The 17373-nt window shown below is 32.7% G+C and carries 21 protein-coding genes and 1 pseudogene; 6 read left to right on the top strand and 16 right to left on the bottom strand.

What is annotated here, in order from left to right:
* The first annotated feature begins 24 nt into the window (after positions 1–24).
* The 5 genes from AAHN00_RS12620 to AAHN00_RS12595 all read left to right on the top strand — a co-directional run bounded on the left by AAHN00_RS12620 (position 25) and on the right by AAHN00_RS12595 (position 3646).
* The gene (locus AAHN00_RS12620) at positions 25–432 is read left to right on the top strand and encodes a DHHA1 domain-containing protein (protein ID WP_341756008.1); all 408 of its coding nucleotides are present in this window, start codon (positions 25–27) and stop codon (positions 430–432) included.
* 180 nt (positions 433–612) lie between these two features.
* Positions 613–1077, top strand: coding sequence for a peptidoglycan-associated lipoprotein Pal (gene pal, locus AAHN00_RS12615; RefSeq protein ID WP_342271467.1), 465 nt, complete (start codon positions 613–615; stop codon positions 1075–1077).
* 273 nt (positions 1078–1350) lie between these two features.
* On the top strand, positions 1351–1530 hold the full coding sequence (locus AAHN00_RS12610; RefSeq protein ID WP_342271011.1) for a hypothetical protein: 180 nt from the start codon (positions 1351–1353) through the stop codon (positions 1528–1530).
* A gap of 34 nt (positions 1531–1564) precedes the next feature.
* Positions 1565–2887, top strand: a complete 1323-nt coding sequence (locus AAHN00_RS12605; protein ID WP_342271465.1) for an IS5 family transposase — start codon at positions 1565–1567, stop codon at positions 2885–2887.
* Between the two features lie 579 nt (positions 2888–3466).
* Positions 3467–3646 (top strand): hypothetical protein, encoded by a 180-nt coding sequence (locus AAHN00_RS12595; protein WP_342271466.1) that lies wholly within the window; start codon positions 3467–3469, stop codon positions 3644–3646.
* 128 nt (positions 3647–3774) lie between these two features.
* Here AAHN00_RS12595 and AAHN00_RS12590 read toward each other — a convergent pair whose 3' ends face one another.
* The 15 genes from AAHN00_RS12590 to AAHN00_RS12525 form a co-directional block, all read right to left on the bottom strand.
* The gene (locus AAHN00_RS12590; protein ID WP_342271465.1) at positions 3775–5097 is read right to left on the bottom strand and encodes an IS5 family transposase; all 1323 of its coding nucleotides are present in this window, start codon (positions 5095–5097) and stop codon (positions 3775–3777) included.
* A 154-nt stretch (positions 5098–5251) separates the two neighbouring features.
* A complete protein-coding gene (locus AAHN00_RS12585) occupies positions 5252–6349 on the bottom strand; it encodes a glycoside hydrolase family 3 N-terminal domain-containing protein (protein WP_342271464.1) in 1098 nt (365 codons plus the stop codon).
* 415 nt (positions 6350–6764) lie between these two features.
* Positions 6765–6965 (bottom strand): hypothetical protein, encoded by a 201-nt coding sequence (locus tag AAHN00_RS12580; protein WP_342271463.1) that lies wholly within the window; start codon positions 6963–6965, stop codon positions 6765–6767.
* A 103-nt stretch (positions 6966–7068) separates the two neighbouring features.
* Entirely contained in the window at positions 7069–7755 is a 687-nt protein-coding gene (locus tag AAHN00_RS12575) for a MerR family transcriptional regulator (protein ID WP_342272678.1), read from the bottom strand.
* Positions 7715–7822, bottom strand: coding sequence for a MerR family DNA-binding transcriptional regulator (locus AAHN00_RS15175; RefSeq protein WP_410521393.1), 108 nt, complete (start codon positions 7820–7822; stop codon positions 7715–7717). The genes AAHN00_RS12575 and AAHN00_RS15175 overlap by 41 nt, the downstream gene beginning before the upstream one ends.
* Positions 7823–7965: 143 nt before the next feature.
* A complete protein-coding gene (locus tag AAHN00_RS12570; protein ID WP_342271462.1) occupies positions 7966–9465 on the bottom strand; it encodes a replicative DNA helicase in 1500 nt (499 codons plus the stop codon).
* 9 nt (positions 9466–9474) lie between these two features.
* On the bottom strand, positions 9475–10404 hold the full coding sequence (trxB, locus tag AAHN00_RS12565; RefSeq protein ID WP_342271461.1) for a thioredoxin-disulfide reductase: 930 nt from the start codon (positions 10402–10404) through the stop codon (positions 9475–9477).
* 14 nt (positions 10405–10418) lie between these two features.
* Positions 10419–11297, bottom strand: coding sequence for an alpha/beta hydrolase (locus AAHN00_RS12560; protein WP_342271460.1), 879 nt, complete (start codon positions 11295–11297; stop codon positions 10419–10421).
* Between the two features lie 57 nt (positions 11298–11354).
* Positions 11355–11915 (bottom strand): IS630 family transposase, encoded by a 561-nt coding sequence (locus tag AAHN00_RS12555; protein WP_342271459.1) that lies wholly within the window; start codon positions 11913–11915, stop codon positions 11355–11357.
* Entirely contained in the window at positions 11909–12358 is a 450-nt protein-coding gene (locus AAHN00_RS12550) for a helix-turn-helix domain-containing protein (protein ID WP_342271458.1), read from the bottom strand. Before AAHN00_RS12550 ends, AAHN00_RS12555 begins: the two co-directional genes overlap by 7 nt.
* A gap of 188 nt (positions 12359–12546) precedes the next feature.
* The gene (locus AAHN00_RS12545) at positions 12547–13476 is read right to left on the bottom strand and encodes an AEC family transporter (RefSeq protein ID WP_341747269.1); all 930 of its coding nucleotides are present in this window, start codon (positions 13474–13476) and stop codon (positions 12547–12549) included.
* A 91-nt stretch (positions 13477–13567) separates the two neighbouring features.
* Positions 13568–14428 (bottom strand): ribonuclease D, encoded by an 861-nt coding sequence (locus tag AAHN00_RS12540; RefSeq protein WP_341752301.1) that lies wholly within the window; start codon positions 14426–14428, stop codon positions 13568–13570.
* 584 nt (positions 14429–15012) lie between these two features.
* A complete protein-coding gene (locus AAHN00_RS12535) occupies positions 15013–15162 on the bottom strand; it encodes a hypothetical protein (RefSeq protein ID WP_342271457.1) in 150 nt (49 codons plus the stop codon).
* Positions 15159–15320: a hypothetical protein gene (locus tag AAHN00_RS12530; protein WP_342271320.1), complete on the bottom strand. Its 162-nt coding sequence runs from the start codon at positions 15318–15320 to the stop codon at positions 15159–15161. The genes AAHN00_RS12535 and AAHN00_RS12530 overlap by 4 nt, the downstream gene beginning before the upstream one ends.
* Positions 15321–15423: 103 nt before the next feature.
* Positions 15424–16164, bottom strand: a complete 741-nt coding sequence (locus AAHN00_RS12525) for an IS982 family transposase (protein WP_342271456.1) — start codon at positions 16162–16164, stop codon at positions 15424–15426.
* Positions 16165–16752: 588 nt separating this feature from the next.
* Between AAHN00_RS12525 and AAHN00_RS12520 the strand changes: the two genes are divergently transcribed.
* Positions 16753–16896, top strand: coding sequence for a hypothetical protein (locus AAHN00_RS12520; protein WP_342271455.1), 144 nt, complete (start codon positions 16753–16755; stop codon positions 16894–16896).
* Positions 16897–17068: 172 nt separating this feature from the next.
* Here AAHN00_RS12520 and AAHN00_RS12515 read toward each other — a convergent pair.
* A pseudogene (locus AAHN00_RS12515) lies at positions 17069–17365 on the bottom strand (DNA repair protein RadA); the annotation flags it as partial.
* Positions 17366–17373: the final 8 nt, after the last annotated feature.

Here is a 17373-nt window from a genome sequence, read left to right as displayed (position 1 = left end):
GAGAATTGGAACGTAAAACAAGGGGTGAGCGAGCGGAGCGTACATGAAGTACGTGAGCACGCGAATGCCCCGAAGTTTTGCGGAGCCAATTCTTCAAAGCAGAAGAGTATACAATTTATCTATAAACTAGTACATAATTTGGATACTAAAGTATTACGCTTATCTGCCCAGCGAATAGTTGATAAGTCAGATAATCTAGTGATTGTATATATAGGTATGCCTGATTTGCAGGGTAAATTATCTATTACTATTGCGGTTAGTAAAGAAATTAGCAATAAGGTACATGCAGGTAACTTAGCTAAAGAAGTGTCTGTATTCCTTGGCGGTAGCGGCGGTGGTGGTCAGGCGAATATAGCCCAGGCTGGTGGCACGGATGTAAGTAAAGTAGGAAAGTTACAAGATATGATAAGGGAGTTGTTATCTAAGTTTTGAATTATTAAACGTCGGCTATATACGATATTTTTACCACATTTATCCAAGAGTTTAATGCTAAAACTATTTTAGGCTTTTAAGTAACAGTATGATAATATATAATACACAGGTAGGATGTTTAACAATTTTTTCTGTTAAGCAAATATAATCAATAGCTTTATTTAAATTAAGGAGTTTGTTATGCTAATACAAAAAACTGCAATAGCTTTTTTAGCACTATTTGTGCTTTCTGGGTGTGGTGCTAAAAAGAAACCGACAGAAGCGGAGGTGGCTCCTAGTGTCGAGGAAAGTTCTTTAGCTGCTGATTTCGAAAGAAATATTGGTGATAGGATATTTTTTGCTTTCAATAAATCAGATATTTCAAGTAAATCAAAAGAACAGCTAAATAAACAAGCTGTTTGGTTAAAAAAACATTGTTGTACTAAAGCTACTATTGAAGGACATTGTGATCAAAGAGGCACAAGAGAGTATAACTTAGCACTTGGTGAAAGAAGAGCAGAAGCTGTACGAAACTACTTGATTGGTCTAGGAATTGATAATAACAGACTTGATACTATCTCTTACGGTAAAGAGAAACCAGCTGTTATGGGTTGTGACGAAGCAGCTTGGGCACAGAACCGTAGAGCTGTAACTGTTATAAAATAAAGTATCCTACTATTTGCTCTTTTCAAGAGTTGTAAAAACAACTCTTGAAAGTTAAAAAATCGTCATTGCGAAGCACCGTTAGGTGCTGTGGCAATCTTCATGAAGTAGTCTGTCCGGCAAAACTCTATAAGTCTTATAGATAATAGGGTTTAATGGCAGAAAATAGTTAACCACTCTGCACTGCAAGTGCAGAGCTTAATATTACGGCATGAATGCCTCATGTATGTACTAACTTAAAAGTTAGAAACTATTTGTGTATGGCTCATTTAGAAAGTGTCACAACACAAAAAGAATATATCTGTGAAGTGTAAGATTTTGTTAAAAAATATCTGTATGATTCATTCTTATCTTTTCTTGATAAGATATTTAAAATTTATGTTGAAACGACGCACTGCAAGTGCGGGGTTTTTCTCCCAAAGTGGGACAATAAAGAAATCCATAAGAAAATGTTAAAATATGCTAATAAACCTTATGGATTTCAGTCAATATGCCAATAGAAAATATTATCAAATCACAAAAACAAGGAAAACTTTTTGGTTATAAATTAAAAGAAGAATTAAACTCAAATAATAAGCTATATAAATTAAGAGAATTAATAAATTGGTCTGGTCTAGAAGAATGGTTATCAAAAAATGTTTCTATTAAGAGATTTGGTAGAAATAGAAAATGTCATAGAGTGATGCTTGGTGTAACGATGCTACAAGCAATGTATAATTTTTCAGATTCATTAGCAGAGGAAGAACTAAAAGAAAACATGTATTGGCAATATTTCTGTGGGTGGGAATATATAGAAACAGATATAGCGATGTCGGAAACTAGCATAAGAAGATTTCGTAATTTATTAGGTGAATCTGGATATAACGAGATATTAGCAGAGTTGATAAGAGTTGGAATAAGAACTAACACAATTAAAAAAAAAGATTTGGAATTGATAATTGCTGATACAACGGTACAAATTAAGAATATCAAGCACCCACATGATGTTTATTTAATGGATAAAGCTAGGCTTAGTATTGTGAAGCTTTGCCAAAGTTTGGGTATAAATTTAAACGAAACCTACGCTAGAACCTATAAGCGAGATATAATAAAGCTCTGGAAGTATAAAGAGCATAGCAAAGCCAAGAAGCGTTGGAAAATAATGAAGCATTTAAAAACGTTACTTGGTCGTTTGGTTAGAATATGTGAGCGTGAGATAAAAAATCAGAAATTAAACTTATCTATCAGAGATCAAGAAGTATTGAAAAAAGTAAAACAAATACATAGCCAATCTGTTTTAAAAAGAGAAGAGAAAAAGCAATACAAAGAACAGAATAAAATATTGTATAGTTTTCATGCCCCTGAGGTAGAGTGTATAGGGAAGGGAAAACGAAACAAGCCATATGAGTTTGGCAATAAAGTTGCGGTAGTAGTCAGTGGTCGTAGAAATTTTGTACTGTCAGCAAAATCGTTTCATAATAATCCTTATGATGGTCATACATTGCAGCAGAGTTTTGAAGCGGTAGAAAATGTAACTGGAATAAAGATAAAAAAATCGTTTGTTGATCTTGGTTATACTGGCAGCAATGTTAAAGAGAAGAGTAAGGTATATACCCCAAAAACTCGGAAAAAGTTATTGAAAGAAGACAAGTGTATGATCAGGAGACGCAGTGCTATAGAACCAATAATAGGGCATTTGAAACAATATGGCAGGATGGGCAGAAACTTCTTGAAGGGTGTGATAGGAGATGTGATCAATCCAATAATCTCTGCTATAGGTTTGAATTTACGATGTATTGCCAATCATTTACACATCATGCCTAACTCTACATAAAAAAATTATCATTAAAAAACTTGCTAAACGATTAAAAAAAATCGTTAACAATAAGCTCATGTAAAAATTTTACTAAAACAGAAATTTTTCAATAAAATTGAAAACAATTTTTAATTTTAGTGCAAATATTAGAATTTTTTTTGTAAAAATTTTATTCAATCATAGATTATGGGGGGCTTTAAATATTTTTGGCGGACGGACGAAGTAAGGTCTCCTTCACAAGATTGCCACGTCGCCGCTTTGCGGCTTCTCGCAATGACATTTATGCATTAGACCTCTTTCGAAACTCGCTTGTGCTGAGGGATTTGAAGGAGACGCTTCACCTCGAACCGCAGCGTACTCTAATTCCGTTACGGATTCGAGTACCGCATCATTGTCCAAATCACCAGCAGAAGTAGAGTTTCGAAAGAAGTCTATTTTAAAAAGTCTGTCCGCCAAAAATATTTAAAGCCCCCCATAATCTATGATTGAGTTAACCACTCTGCACTGCAAGTGCAGAGCTTAATATTACGGCATAAATGCCTCATGTATGTACTAACTTAAAAGTTAGAAACTATTTGTGTATGGCTCATTTAGAAAGTGTCACAACACAAAAAGAATATATCTGTGAAGTGTAAGATTTTGTTAAAAAATATCTGTATGATTCATTCTTATCTTTTCTTGATAAGATATTTAAAATTTATGTTGAAACGACGCACTGCAAGTGCGGGGTTTTTCTCCCAAAGTGGGACAATAAAATTTTTACAAAAAAAATTCTAATATTTGCACTAAAATTAAAAATTGTTTTCAATTTTATTGAAAAATTTCTGTTTTAGTAAAATTTTTACATGAGCTTATTGTTAACGATTTTTTTTAATCGTTTAGCAAGTTTTTTAATGATAATTTTTTTATGTAGAGTTAGGCATGATGTGTAAATGATTGGCAATACATCGTAAATTCAAACCTATAGCAGAGATTATTGGATTGATCACATCTCCTATCACACCCTTCAAGAAGTTTCTGCCCATCCTGCCATATTGTTTCAAATGCCCTATTATTGGTTCTATAGCACTGCGTCTCCTGATCATACACTTGTCTTCTTTCAATAACTTTTTCCGAGTTTTTGGGGTATATACCTTACTCTTCTCTTTAACATTGCTGCCAGTATAACCAAGATCAACAAACGATTTTTTTATCTTTATTCCAGTTACATTTTCTACCGCTTCAAAACTCTGCTGCAATGTATGACCATCATAAGGATTATTATGAAACGATTTTGCTGACAGTACAAAATTTCTACGACCACTGACTACTACCGCAACTTTATTGCCAAACTCATATGGCTTGTTTCGTTTTCCCTTCCCTATACACTCTACCTCAGGGGCATGAAAACTATACAATATTTTATTCTGTTCTTTGTATTGCTTTTTCTCTTCTCTTTTTAAAACAGATTGGCTATGTATTTGTTTTACTTTTTTCAATACTTCTTGATCTCTGATAGATAAGTTTAATTTCTGATTTTTTATCTCACGCTCACATATTCTAACCAAACGACCAAGTAACGTTTTTAAATGCTTCATTATTTTCCAACGCTTCTTGGCTTTGCTATGCTCTTTATACTTCCAGAGCTTTATTATATCTCGCTTATAGGTTCTAGCGTAGGTTTCGTTTAAATTTATACCCAAACTTTGGCAAAGCTTCACAATACTAAGCCTAGCTTTATCCATTAAATAAACATCATGTGGGTGCTTGATATTCTTAATTTGTACCGTTGTATCAGCAATTATCAATTCCAAATCTTTTTTTTTAATTGTGTTAGTTCTTATTCCAACTCTTATCAACTCTGCTAATATCTCGTTATATCCAGATTCACCTAATAAATTACGAAATCTTCTTATGCTAGTTTCCGACATCGCTATATCTGTTTCTATATATTCCCACCCACAGAAATATTGCCAATACATGTTTTCTTTTAGTTCTTCCTCTGCTAATGAATCTGAAAAATTATACATTGCTTGTAGCATCGTTACACCAAGCATCACTCTATGACATTTTCTATTTCTACCAAATCTCTTAATAGAAACATTTTTTGATAACCATTCTTCTAGACCAGACCAATTTATTAATTCTCTTAATTTATATAGCTTATTATTTGAGTTTAATTCTTCTTTTAATTTATAACCAAAAAGTTTTCCTTGTTTTTGTGATTTGATAATATTTTCTATTGGCATATTGACTGAAATCCATAAGGTTTATTAGCATATTTTAACATTTTCTTATGGATTTCTTTATTATTTTCTGCCATTAAACCCTATTATCTATAAGACTTATAGAGTTTTGCCGGACAGACTAAAAAACAAACTTTTCTATCATTAGTTGGGACTTTTAAACTGCCCTGCAAACAGCAGTCATTTCTTGTATATCACCACTACAATGTAATACTAAGTCACAACCAGCTACAATAGTTTGTCTAGCAACTTCAACTATACTTGTAACAAATTCTGCCTTCAGTTTTGGGAATTCTTCTACTAAATATTTTTTTAGTCCGGTTTGGTCGGATTTGTCTTTAATAATTCTGTATTCAATAAGTTTTTCTAAATCTTGATTATTTATAGTAGTCGTAGAATCCTGCTTTTCAAAAATCGTCAGAGGTTTTTTAACTATTGAGTATTTAGCTCCAATTTCACCATGCAGAGCAAGCATACAAATATCATCTGAAACTAACATACCTTTAAAACCAATGTCATTTCTAATGAACTTTATAGCAGTGGGCGATAAAGTTACTGGTAGTTTGGGATCTAAAGCCTCAAATACAATGTGAGCTGTCATAGCCCATCCTGCCTTAGCATTTTTAGATAGTTGTCTAAACACTTCAAAATCTGTATTATTTAATTCAGCAAGCGAACTGGTAACACGCGGCAACTTATAATGACTATCACACGTAGCTCGACCATGCCCTGGTATATGCTTAATAATGGCAATGCCTCCCTGCTCTTCTATCGCCTCTATTGTTTTTGCACATAAGCCAACTACTTTTACTAGAGAATCTCCAAAGCTACGATCTCCAATAGCATTATCAGTATAAGGGTAACGCAAATCAGCAACTGGACAACATGGCGAGTCTATTCTATATTCTTTTAAACTCTTCATCAGACTTGAATAATTTGCAAAAACTTTTAAATATGCATTCTCTGCACCTTCTTGATCATATATTCTACCGAAATCACCAGCAGGGGGATATTCTATATCTATGATAGGTGGCTTCAACCTTGCAACCCTGCCTCCCTCCTGATCGACAAAAATCAATATATTATAGTCATATAAGCCTCTTAAATCTTGTACTAACTTTAGTAACTGTTCTCGATCCACAATATTTCTTTTAAAGAGAATAAAGCCATATATTGAATTTTTTGATAATAATTCCTTTTCTTGCACAGTCAAACTAGTACCAGCAATACCAAATATTAAAGGTTTCTTGAACATATTATTATCCCTATAATGCGAATTCGGGATAAGAATTTGTCAATTCTTATCCAAATTGAGTGAAATTATCGAAACAATCAGATTTGAGACGGCTCTGCACCTGATCGTTAAATTAATATTTTGCTAAAAACATGATTTTAAAAGATTAAAATCATGTTTTTAGCTTTAGAAAGGTTTAAAATGCGTTCGCGTTAGCCGCTTTAAGAATGCATTTTTCCTTATATTAAAGCCAATTCAGGATAAGAATTAACTAATTCTTATCTAGAATTGGGGTTGTAATAAGTGTTACCAGCTGTTAGTTTTAAACGTTGAATTTCCCCATACTCATTAATCAATAAATGTAATTTTAATCTACATGTTCACAATATCCTTATCCCGAATTGACGTATATTATTAAATAGATAGTGATTTGGTACTAACACCCCCGCCAAAAATTGGCGGGGGTGTTAGAGTAGGTATTACAGGTTTTTATTGTCCCACTTTGGGAGAAAAACCCCGCACTTGCAGTGCGTCGTTTCAACATAAATTTTAAATATCTTATCAAGAAAAGATAAGATAAGATATTTTTTAACAAAATCTTACACTTCACAGATATATTCTTTTTGTGTTGTGACACTTTCTAAATGAGCCATACACAAATAGTTTCTAACTTTTAAGTTAGTACATACATGAGGCATTCATGCCGTAATATTAAGCTCTGCACTTGCAGTGCAGAGTGGTTAACTTGCATAGAACCTCATTGCTTCCCCAATAAATTCAATCATTTTGGGATGGTACACATCAAAAAATTTCTTGAAATCAGGATGCTGAGCATGCAAATTAGTTAGGCATATGTAAACTTCTTTAGATACATTGTAAAACAGCTGCATCACTTGATAATGACGATGAATTATGGCTTGCACTTCTTCACAATCAGGTTTCAATCCTTGCTCAATAGCTTTAGCCAATGTTTTATGAATTTCATCCCCCTCATTTTTTACTTTATCCCATTCATCCTTATCCCATTTAGCTGTACACTTTTTGCTTTCCATAAGCAAATTCTCCTCAGCTAAACCATGATATTTTACAAGATACTTCTCATATTCTTTTTGGCGGTTACTATCAAAACCGCAATATAGTTCTTCGTCTTTCATAAGCTGTTTACCTCTTAAATGTTGAATTGTTTTATCGATCGTAGCGATAAGATTATTTTTACGAACGATTTCATCTTCCAAAATTTTCCTATGCGTATTTAATGTTTTGATATTGTCAAAGTCATTTTGCGATAGTAATTTTTGGATATCATTCAAGGTAAATCCTAGCTCTTTAAAAAACATAGTTTGCTGCAAACGCAGTAACTGCTGCTCTTCATAGTAACGATAGTTATTAGCACCTTTCGAGGATGGTTTGAGTAAACCCGATCTCATCATACCAATGAAGTGTACGTACACTCACCCCTGATATCTTCGCCAATTCTTTTACCGTATAAGCCATAATTTTACCCTCAAATAATACAATTCAAAGATAAGTGATCACGTAACGTGAGAGTCAAGAGATAATTTAAAATATATATTAAATTACAGAGATGGAACAAAAATGAACTAACAGCGTGAATTTTGTTTAAAACAACTTACTTATTAAACATTTTGATAATTTTTCTGTAAATTACTAAATTTTGAATACTGACCATCATAGTGAAGTTTTACGCTACCAACACGACCATTACGATGTTTTGCTATTATAATATCGGCAATATTATATACTTGATTTAAATTACTCAACCATTCTGCGTGTTTTTCTGCATATTTTGCATCACTCGAAGAAGGCTCTTTACGAGTTAGATAATATTCTTCTCGATAAATAAACATCACTATATCCGCATCTTGTTCAATAGCCCCAGATTCTCGTAAGTCAGATAACATTGGTCTCTTATCTTCTCTAAGTTCTACAGCTCTAGATAATTGTGATAAAGCAATTACTGGAATATTTAATTCTTTTGCTATAGCTTTTAATCCTTGAGTAATTTCCGAAATTTCATTTACTCTATTATCAGATTTATTTATCCCTCTAATTAACTGCAGATAATCTACAAATAATATACCAAGGTTATGTTTACGCTTCATTTTTCTTGCCCTAGTGCGAATAGCCGCAATGGATAAAGCTGGCGTATCATCAATAAAAAATGGTAGGTCAAGAGCTATAATTTCTCTACGTAATCGATTATAATTTTCTTCTGTCACATGACCAGACCGTAAGGCTGAAGAGTCAATGTTAGTATGCATGGAAAGAATACGAGTAGCAAGCTGCTCAGATGACATTTCAAGAGAGAAAAAACCTACTGACTTATCTTTTTCTTGTTCCTTATTTTTTAACTTCATAGAATTACAAGCATTTATCGCAAGATTTATGGCAAAAGCTGTTTTCCCCATTGATGGACGTGCAGCAATGACAACTAAATCTGAGTTATGAAAACCTGATAATTCCCTATCTAAATCAATTAATCCTGTAGAAATACCTATTACATGATTAGAATTCTTCATAGCTCTGTCAATATTGGCAAGGGACTCCGAGAGAGACACAGCAATTTTAACAAAACTCTTGTCATTAATTCCTTCACTAGCAAGCTTATAAAGCTTACCCTCTGCATGCTCTATTTGTTGACTTGCATCATATTCTAAAGAGGAGTCATAAGCATTATTAACTACCTCCTCCCCTATCTGAATTAAATTACGCCTTACTGCCAAATCATAGATTATTTTTCCATAATCAAGGGGATTAATTACCATCATTGACAGAGTAGCTAGCTTATTTAGGTAGTCACTGCCACCTAATTGCTGAAATAATTCGTCTCGTTCTAACATGCTTCTAAGCGTTACCGGAGTAGCAATTAAGCCTTTTTCGGTAATAACTTCAATAGCATTATAAATCTTTTGATGTATCGGCTCAAAAAAATGATCTGGTCTTAGGAATTCTGAGACAGTATTTAAGTAATCATGGTTGACTAAAATTGCTCCTATTAACATTTGCTCGGCCTGAACATTTGCTGGCAAAGTTCGAGCAACAGGCAAAACTATACTTGTCTCACTTGATCCACTTGACTTATCTATTTTATCACTCTCTTTTTTACTACGAGACATAATTTTAATTTAATGATTTAAAAACTTTTCTACTTCTAAAGCTGCCATACATCCTGTACCAGCAGCGGTAACTGCTTGTCTAAAAATTTTATCTTGTACATCTCCAGCAGCGAAAACACCTTTAACACTGGTTTCCGTTGAATTTGGTTTAGTAATAATATAATTATCACTATCTATATCTAGTTGTCCTTTGAACAAACCAGTATTCGGCATATGACCAATTGCTACGAATATACCAGTACAATTAATTGAACTAAGCTCACCTGTTTGAGTGTTTTCAAGCTTGGCTGAATTAACCGATTTAGGATTATCAGTACCAATGACCTCAATCAGTCTATGATTCCAAATGACCGATATTTTGGGATTTCTAAATAATCTTTCTTGTAAAATCTTCTCGGCTCTAAAACTATCCCGACGATGAACAATAGTCACCTGACGTGCATGATTAGTTAAATATAATGCCTCTTCAACAGCACTATTCCCCCCACCAATAACTAATACATCCTGATTCTTGAAAAAAAAACCATCACAAGTAGCACAAGCTGAAACACCATATCCTTTGAATTGTGCTTCGGAAGGAATATTCAGCCACCTTGCTTCTGCACCGGTACATATTATAACGCTGTCCGCCCTAATTATACTAGACGAGGTGGTTACCACTAAGGGTTTTTTTGAAAAATCAACCTTTTCTACATAATCATAGATAATTTCTGCACCAACATTTTTTGCCTGTTGCGTCATTTGTTCCATTAACCATGGACCTTGAATAGGCTCTGCAAAACCTGGATAATTTTCAACATCTGTAGTAATAGTTAGCTGTCCACCTGGCTGCATACCATGCAATAATATTGGTTTTAGTGCTGCCCTAGCTGTATAGATTGCTGCACTCAGTCCAGCAGGACCTGAACCTATAATAAGTACTTTAGTAGAACGATTCATAACAACCTAAATTTTTATATTTTCAAAGCATTTACCCAAGATTTTATATAACTAATCTGATCATCGGTCATTAATGAAGGTACATGACCAGCATAATCAACAACGAACAAATCAAAATCTTTGGTTTCTTTCATCTTCTCAATAGTAGATTGTTGCAAAATTTCTGATTTAGCCCCGTGGATAACCAACAATTTACAAACAATCTTATTCCATATAGTCCATATATCAACATTTTTTGGCTTACTTGCATTAGCATTCATACCTTGTACTATGGCAGGATCATAATTCATTTTATATTTTCCATCTTGGATTTTTATAAAACTATATTTGGTAAGATGATCCCAATCTTCCTCACTACTAATACCGAATTGGCTATATATTAGCTTTAAATGTTGCTTGGCACTAACTAAATCAACAAATGAGGGAGTTTGACCTGCATATTGACCAATTTTAACTAGAGGAGATGCTGGAATAAAAGGTCCTACATCATTTATAATCATTGCTTTGATAAGTTCCTTATATTTACTAGCTAGCACATAACCAATTATTCCACCCATGGAAGTACCAAGCCAAATACAGTTGTTAATACCTAATTTTTTTAAAAAAAGCACCGTATCTTTTACATATACTTGATAATTATAATGCTTTTTCGTTTTAAAAACATCACTATCCCCACGTCCTGGATAATCTATAGCAATTACTCGAAAATTATCACTTAATACCATAGCGATTTTATCAAAATCATGAGCATTCCTAGTTAAACCATGGGTACAAATTATTACATTTTCATTATTAGGGTCACCAAACTCAAGATAAGCTATTTTATGAGCTGGAATATATTGTGAGCCTAACCAATTAATATAAGGTCCAACTTGGATAAATTTTTGTATCATTTTTTTATATCATTAGTGCTATAGCTAACCTGACTAGCATTATACCAATTGCAATAATTAACACGGTGTATTTATCCAGTCTCTATACATAATTGATTTTACTAAATCTACATTATGAGCAAGTTCATTCCAAGCGTAACAAGCCATAGTGACGATATCTTCATATACACCATAACATTGGTTAGACAAGTAATGATTCTTGATCCATTCCCAAACTTGTTCCATTGCATTAAGTTCCGGTGCATAGGGCGGAAGCGGTATCAAAGTGATATTGCTTGGCACAGTTAGTTTTTTGGCTGTGTGCCAACCTGCATTATCCGTTAGTAAAGCTATATGTCGGTTGCCTTGAATACTGCGAGAAAGGTCTTCTAAGAATTTATTCATTGCCTGTGTGTTTGCATATGGTAAAATTAATGCAAAAGCTTCTCCTGTATCATGGCAAGCAGCTCCATAAATATATGTTGAAATGAATTGCTGTTGCCGAACTTTACGGGGTCTAGTGCCACGCTTAGCCCATATACGAGTTAAGCTACCTTGTTGCCCAACTCGAGTTTCATCCTGAGACCATATATCAACTTTACATCTATCGATATTTTTTGGTAATAATTCTGTTAACATATCTGGAAAGTTTTTTTATATGTATTTTGAGTCTCTTGATTTGACTTTGGATGCATTGAACGAGAAGTAATCCAGCTAAAACCAAGGCGGTGCATAGTATTGTAGACTGTTTTTAACGCACATTTAGCACCATATTCCTCAAGTAACATGATATGTAGTTCCTTTCCAGTTATATACCCACCAGTTTTACTTTCACTGAGCGTATTGATTTTATCAAAAAGAGCAGACTCTTGTATAGTGTTAATCTTCCTAGGGGCACCGCTTCTTTGTGATTCAAATAATCCTTCAAAACCATGATTCCTAAATCTTCTGAGCCATGATTGCACAGTTTTCCAGTGTGACTTCACTATTGCAGATATGGCTTTAAAAGATTTGCCTAATTGAAGCTGATACATCGCCAATAAACGTATACGATTTCGACCATGCGGCTCATGTTTCATCATTTTTATAAAATCATGACCTTCAAAACCTTGCGGTAATATTAACCTAGCTATTTGATTACCTTTTATCAGTTAAAAACCCATTTTATAACACTGCGTTAATTATTGCAATTGGTATTACACCAAATTCACAGACGCTATTAGTGACGAAGCAATCTATAATTTCGCGTTAATCAGGTTAGCTATAATAATTAATTCAAATCACTTAAAAATATAGTTACCATAACTGGTATATATACTACACCAAAAAGCAGGGAAAGAAATACTGTGGTAGCAACTTTTTCTGGATAGAATTTTTGTAAACTGGCTATGACAATTACGTTTGCTGCCATAGGAGCAGTTGAAAGAAGCCTTAAAGCATTGTAATAATTCTCATCATACCATCCTAAAACAAACTTATCCAAAAGAATAAATATGTTAACCCCTAGTGGATAGAATAAAAATTTTGCCATGAAAGTAGCTAAAGTAAACTTTATGTCTATTTCAAACTTTTGCAAAGCTGAAAGAGCTAAACCAACCATAACCATACCAAGTATAGAAAATGCCCCCCGCATGTTATATATAAAATCATCTAGGAAATCAGGTAAAGTAAAACCAGCAAAACTAAATAAACAACCAAGTAAAAAACCGTTTAAAATTGGTAACTTTACAACCTTCAAGATACTTTCACTACTATTAGCAAAGCTCCTAGCACAAATATAAAAGCCTACTGATGATTCGAAAATATTTATTCCTATAACTGCCATCATATAGATGCTTAAAACATAATCATCAAAGAGAGTAGCGGCTATTGGCAGCATAAAATAACCACCATTAGCGGTACCTGCAGATAATGCTATAATGTTTCGTGTATGATCAAGCCAATATCGCCCAAAAAAATAGTAGGAAAATATTGATAACGAAGTGGCAATGAAAAAAACAACTACAGTAACGCTTAATGCTGATAAAGTCAAAGTAGTACTGGCGGGAATAGCAAAAAAAACAATAGGAGATATAAAATAGAATAACAAAGAAGCTATACTATCTCTCTCAACTTTAGAATATCTTCCTGCTAAAAAACCAATTACTACACTCAGTAATACAGAAATGGTTTTAAAAAAAACTATAGTAAAAATTGCCATGCTCTAAAAGCCAAAAGATATCAGATGCTGTTTTACTTAACCTTTTAGAAAATAGCAAATTTATTCCACAATTAACATAAATAAAGTACCTTTATTCACCTAATTCTTGTATAGCAAGACACAGATCTGCTAATTGAGTTCTATATTTTTGTTTACTAAGATAGCGACTGTTTAATTTAAGATTTTCAAAATCTTTATTACTGGTAGGTAAATATTGACAAATCTGTACTAATTCCTCATCAGAAATAAAATGTCTCCTTGGTAAATCTATTGTACTGGCTTGTTCCTCCCGATAAGCTGCCATAATTTTCATTTTATGAATAAAAGACTCTGAATGATTATTGAATCTAACTTTTTGCCAAGCTTTTTGTACATTAATAATATAATTTTCAATATTAAGCAAAGATTTTATTTGCTTGTCATATTCGTTTTGTAAGTTATTATCTTGAATTATTTGTTGCAATACCTTGTAAATCGGCTCTAAATATTCAACATCTTTAATAGCATAATTTAACATATTAGCATTAATTGGACGCTTTAACCAATCAGACCGTTGGTAAGTTTTATCAATGTGAACTAAGCAAATTTTGCTACATATATCCGAATAACTCAAATATTTACCAAAATCACAAATACCAGCTGCAATTTGTATGTCAAAAACATTTTTTGGCAGTTTCTTAAATAAACGATAAAATATCTCAAAATCCTCTCTAGGGGCGTGAACTATTTTAAGAATTTTATCGTTCAGAAATATTTCGTTAATAGGAGAAAGATCCAAATTGCTCAAAGTGTCAATTATCACTTTATAACTACTGGCCATAATTTGAATTATGCTAAGCTGAGCAAAATAGGTATTTTTACGCAAGAACTCAGTATCAACACTTATAGTCTTACAATCCAATAACTGTCGACAGAATTCATTTAATGCTTTCTGATTATCAATAATAAGTATTTTTGAAGTATTAGTAATTAAATTGCTCCTATTATAATAAACTTGGTATTTTTCTATACGCGAATTTGGGATAAGAATTTGTCAATTCTTATATACTCTTCTGTTTTGAAGAATTGTTTTTTGAAAATATCATGGATTCGCATGTGTAACTATAATATATGTATGCTACGCCTTCTCACCATTCATTTTCAAATCCAATTCGTAGGATCATTTGAGTATCCTAAATTCGGTGAAATTATATATTGCTTCCTCGACCTACGGTCTCCTCGCTAATAGACGTTTTATAGACGTATATGTCTATTAGCGAGCGAACGTATGTGAGCGTGGCAATCCATTTTGCTAAAAACATGATTTTAATCTTTTAAAATCATGTTTTTAGCTTTAGAAAGGTTTAAAATGTATTCGCGTTAACCGCTTTAAGAATGCATTTTTCCTTATATTAAAGCCAATTTTGGATAAGAATTAACTAATTCTTATCCAAAATTGGGGTTCTATGCTTTTTTGTGGTTAAAAGTAGCGTAACACTTTTACGCTACTTTGTCAAAGATGGAATCCTTAATTTATAAAACTCATCTTAAAATACGTCAATTCGGGATAAGGATATTGTGAACATGTAGATTAAAATCAAATTTTGTTGAAGGTTTATTTTTCTTTAATGAGTAAGCAACAAGAGTAGATAATATATGGACAAGGGAATTTATTGGTGATCTATGTCTAGTATGTTCAAGGTTCATTTTATTGTCCCACTTTGGGAGAAAAACCCCGCACTTGCAGTGCGTCGTTTCAACATAAATTTTAAATATCTTATCAAGAAAAGATAAGAATGAATCATACAGATATTTTTTAACAAAATCTTACACTTCACAGATATATTCTTTTTGTGTTGTGACACTTTCTAAATGAGCCATACACAAATAGTTTCTAACTTTTAAGTTAGTACATACATTAGGCATTCATGCCGTAATATTAAGCTCTGCACTTGCAGTGCAGAGTGGTTAACTTTTTAGATAATCAAAAACTGTTTCAATTAAGTTACGCTTTCGAAGTAAGATTTTTTCTTTCAAATCCATTAATTTATTTTCCATATTCTTCTTAATTCCATGAATCATTTTTAAGCCTCTTTCATATAAATTTAAGAACAAATTTTGCTTAATATAACCTTTATCAGCTGCTATAATTCCAGTTAATCTTTTTGTTAATTCCGGTACTGGAACCCTATCATCTACATTGCCTTTGGTCACTTTTAATGCCATAAACTCCCCTTTATTATTGATTATTACATGTAATTTAAAACCATAAAAATACCCCATAGAGGATTTACTATGTTTGGCTAATCCTTTAAAAACTTTATTGCTATAACGCCTTTTATTGTGACAAGCTTTAATCGTTGTAGAGTCAATAAAATAAATACCTGTTTCCTCACCAAACAACAAATGAATCAACATATTTAGCGGTATGAATAATCGTGCCATTAATTCAACAAATCTATTATAACTCAAGGCTTTGGGAAAATCATCCTTATGCATGCACTCTATATAACTTTTATAGAAAAATTTAAAATTCTTAGCATAGGATGTATGAAACATAATTATTATTGTTAACATTTCACTTAGACTCATGCTACAACAGCGATTTCTTTGCTTATTTGATGGTAATAACTTTCTCTGTTCATACTCCAAATAAATTTTACAAAAATCATCTATAAAACTATATAATTCTGTGATATCTTTTTTCATGCCTGTAGTTTGTTTTTTTGTTTAAAAATATAAATACTGCAGGCACTCCTTTTTGACAATCCTTTTATCTATTACTATTTCATCTATATCTTATCCCGAACTGACGTTAAAATAAGTGTTTCATAAGTGCTACAATTCAAAAAACAATTAAGACATTTCAAGAAACAGATAATCGGAACTATTGTATACTTGCAGCAAAACTGCGTAACACTATCTAATTTTTTTGCTAGTATGAATTTATTGTATAAATTTGGGTTTCTACTATGCAAATATCACCGATTAATCAAAACTTACGCTATGTTTTATGATAAGTGGCTTTGTACTGAGATATTATTAAAATTCTTTACTATGAAAAAATGGCTTTCAGCCAAGGTTTTTAGTCATACTTGAGATAACATAGCGTAAGTTTTGTAGTTAACCACTCTGCACTGCAAGTGCAGAGCTTAATATTACGGCATGAATGCCTCATGTATGTACTAACTTAAAAGTTAGAAACTATTTGTGTATGGCTCATTTAGAAAGTGTCACAACACAAAAAGAATATATCTGTGAAGTGTAAGATTTTGTTAAAAAATATCTTATCTTTTCTTGATAAGATATTTAAAATTTATGTTGAAACGACGCACTGCAAGTGCGGGGTTTTTCTCCCAAAGTGGGACAGTTAACCACTCTGCACTGCAAGTGCAGAGCTTAATATTACGGCATGAATGCCTCATGTATGTACTAACTTAAAAGTTAGAAACTATTTGTGTATGGCTCATTTAGAAAGTGTCACAACACAAAAAAATATATCTGTGAAGTGTAAGATTTTGTTAAAAAATATCCTATCTTTTCTTGATAAGATATTTAAAATTTATGTTGAAACGACGCACTGCAAGTGCGGGGTTTTTCTCCCAAAGTGGGACAATAAAGTTGATTTACCAATTCCAGGATCACCACCAATTAAAATTGCCGAAGAGGAAACCAACCCGCCACCCAACACTCTATTTAATTCATTTATAGGCGTAGGAGTACGTAATGATTCCACAACAACACCATCAAGCTTTTGTATTTGTTGTTTATTGCCTAACCTAACTTGTACTTGACTAATTACCTCTTCCTCAATCGCTCCCCATAAGCCACAATCAAAACATTGTCCCGCCCATTTTGATGTACTATTACCACAATTTGTACATATATATTGCTTTTTAATTTTACTCACTTTCCTAA

The sequence above is a fragment of the Candidatus Tisiphia endosymbiont of Parasteatoda lunata genome (genome assembly GCF_964030955.1).
GTDB lineage: Bacteria > Pseudomonadota > Alphaproteobacteria > Rickettsiales > Rickettsiaceae > Tisiphia.
This window is presented reverse-complemented; position numbering and strand designations above follow the sequence as displayed.

Excerpts from the sequence above, each read along its gene's own strand:
- pal (WP_342271467.1), top strand. The coding sequence starts at position 613 with ATGCTAATACAAAAAACTGCAATAGCTTTTTTAGCACTATTTGTGCTT.
- AAHN00_RS12605 (WP_342271465.1), top strand. The coding sequence starts at position 1,565 with ATGCCAATAGAAAATATTATCAAATCACAAAAACAAGGAAAACTTTTT.
- AAHN00_RS12590 (WP_342271465.1), bottom strand. The coding sequence starts at position 5,097 with ATGCCAATAGAAAATATTATCAAATCACAAAAACAAGGAAAACTTTTT.
- AAHN00_RS12585 (WP_342271464.1), bottom strand. The coding sequence starts at position 6,349 with ATGTTCAAGAAACCTTTAATATTTGGTATTGCTGGTACTAGTTTGACT.
- AAHN00_RS12575 (WP_342272678.1), bottom strand. The coding sequence starts at position 7,755 with ATGAGATCGGGTTTACTCAAACCATCCTCGAAAGGTGCTAATAACTAT.
- AAHN00_RS15175 (WP_410521393.1), bottom strand. The coding sequence starts at position 7,822 with ATGGCTTATACGGTAAAAGAATTGGCGAAGATATCAGGGGTGAGTGTA.
- AAHN00_RS12570 (WP_342271462.1), bottom strand. The coding sequence starts at position 9,465 with ATGTCTCGTAGTAAAAAAGAGAGTGATAAAATAGATAAGTCAAGTGGA.
- trxB (WP_342271461.1), bottom strand. The coding sequence starts at position 10,404 with ATGAATCGTTCTACTAAAGTACTTATTATAGGTTCAGGTCCTGCTGGA.
- AAHN00_RS12560 (WP_342271460.1), bottom strand. The coding sequence starts at position 11,297 with ATGATACAAAAATTTATCCAAGTTGGACCTTATATTAATTGGTTAGGC.
- AAHN00_RS12555 (WP_342271459.1), bottom strand. The coding sequence starts at position 11,915 with ATGTTAACAGAATTATTACCAAAAAATATCGATAGATGTAAAGTTGAT.
- AAHN00_RS12550 (WP_342271458.1), bottom strand. The coding sequence starts at position 12,358 with ATGATGAAACATGAGCCGCATGGTCGAAATCGTATACGTTTATTGGCG.
- AAHN00_RS12545 (WP_341747269.1), bottom strand. The coding sequence starts at position 13,476 with ATGGCAATTTTTACTATAGTTTTTTTTAAAACCATTTCTGTATTACTG.
- AAHN00_RS12535 (WP_342271457.1), bottom strand. The coding sequence starts at position 15,162 with ATGAACCTTGAACATACTAGACATAGATCACCAATAAATTCCCTTGTC.
- AAHN00_RS12525 (WP_342271456.1), bottom strand. The coding sequence starts at position 16,164 with ATGAAAAAAGATATCACAGAATTATATAGTTTTATAGATGATTTTTGT.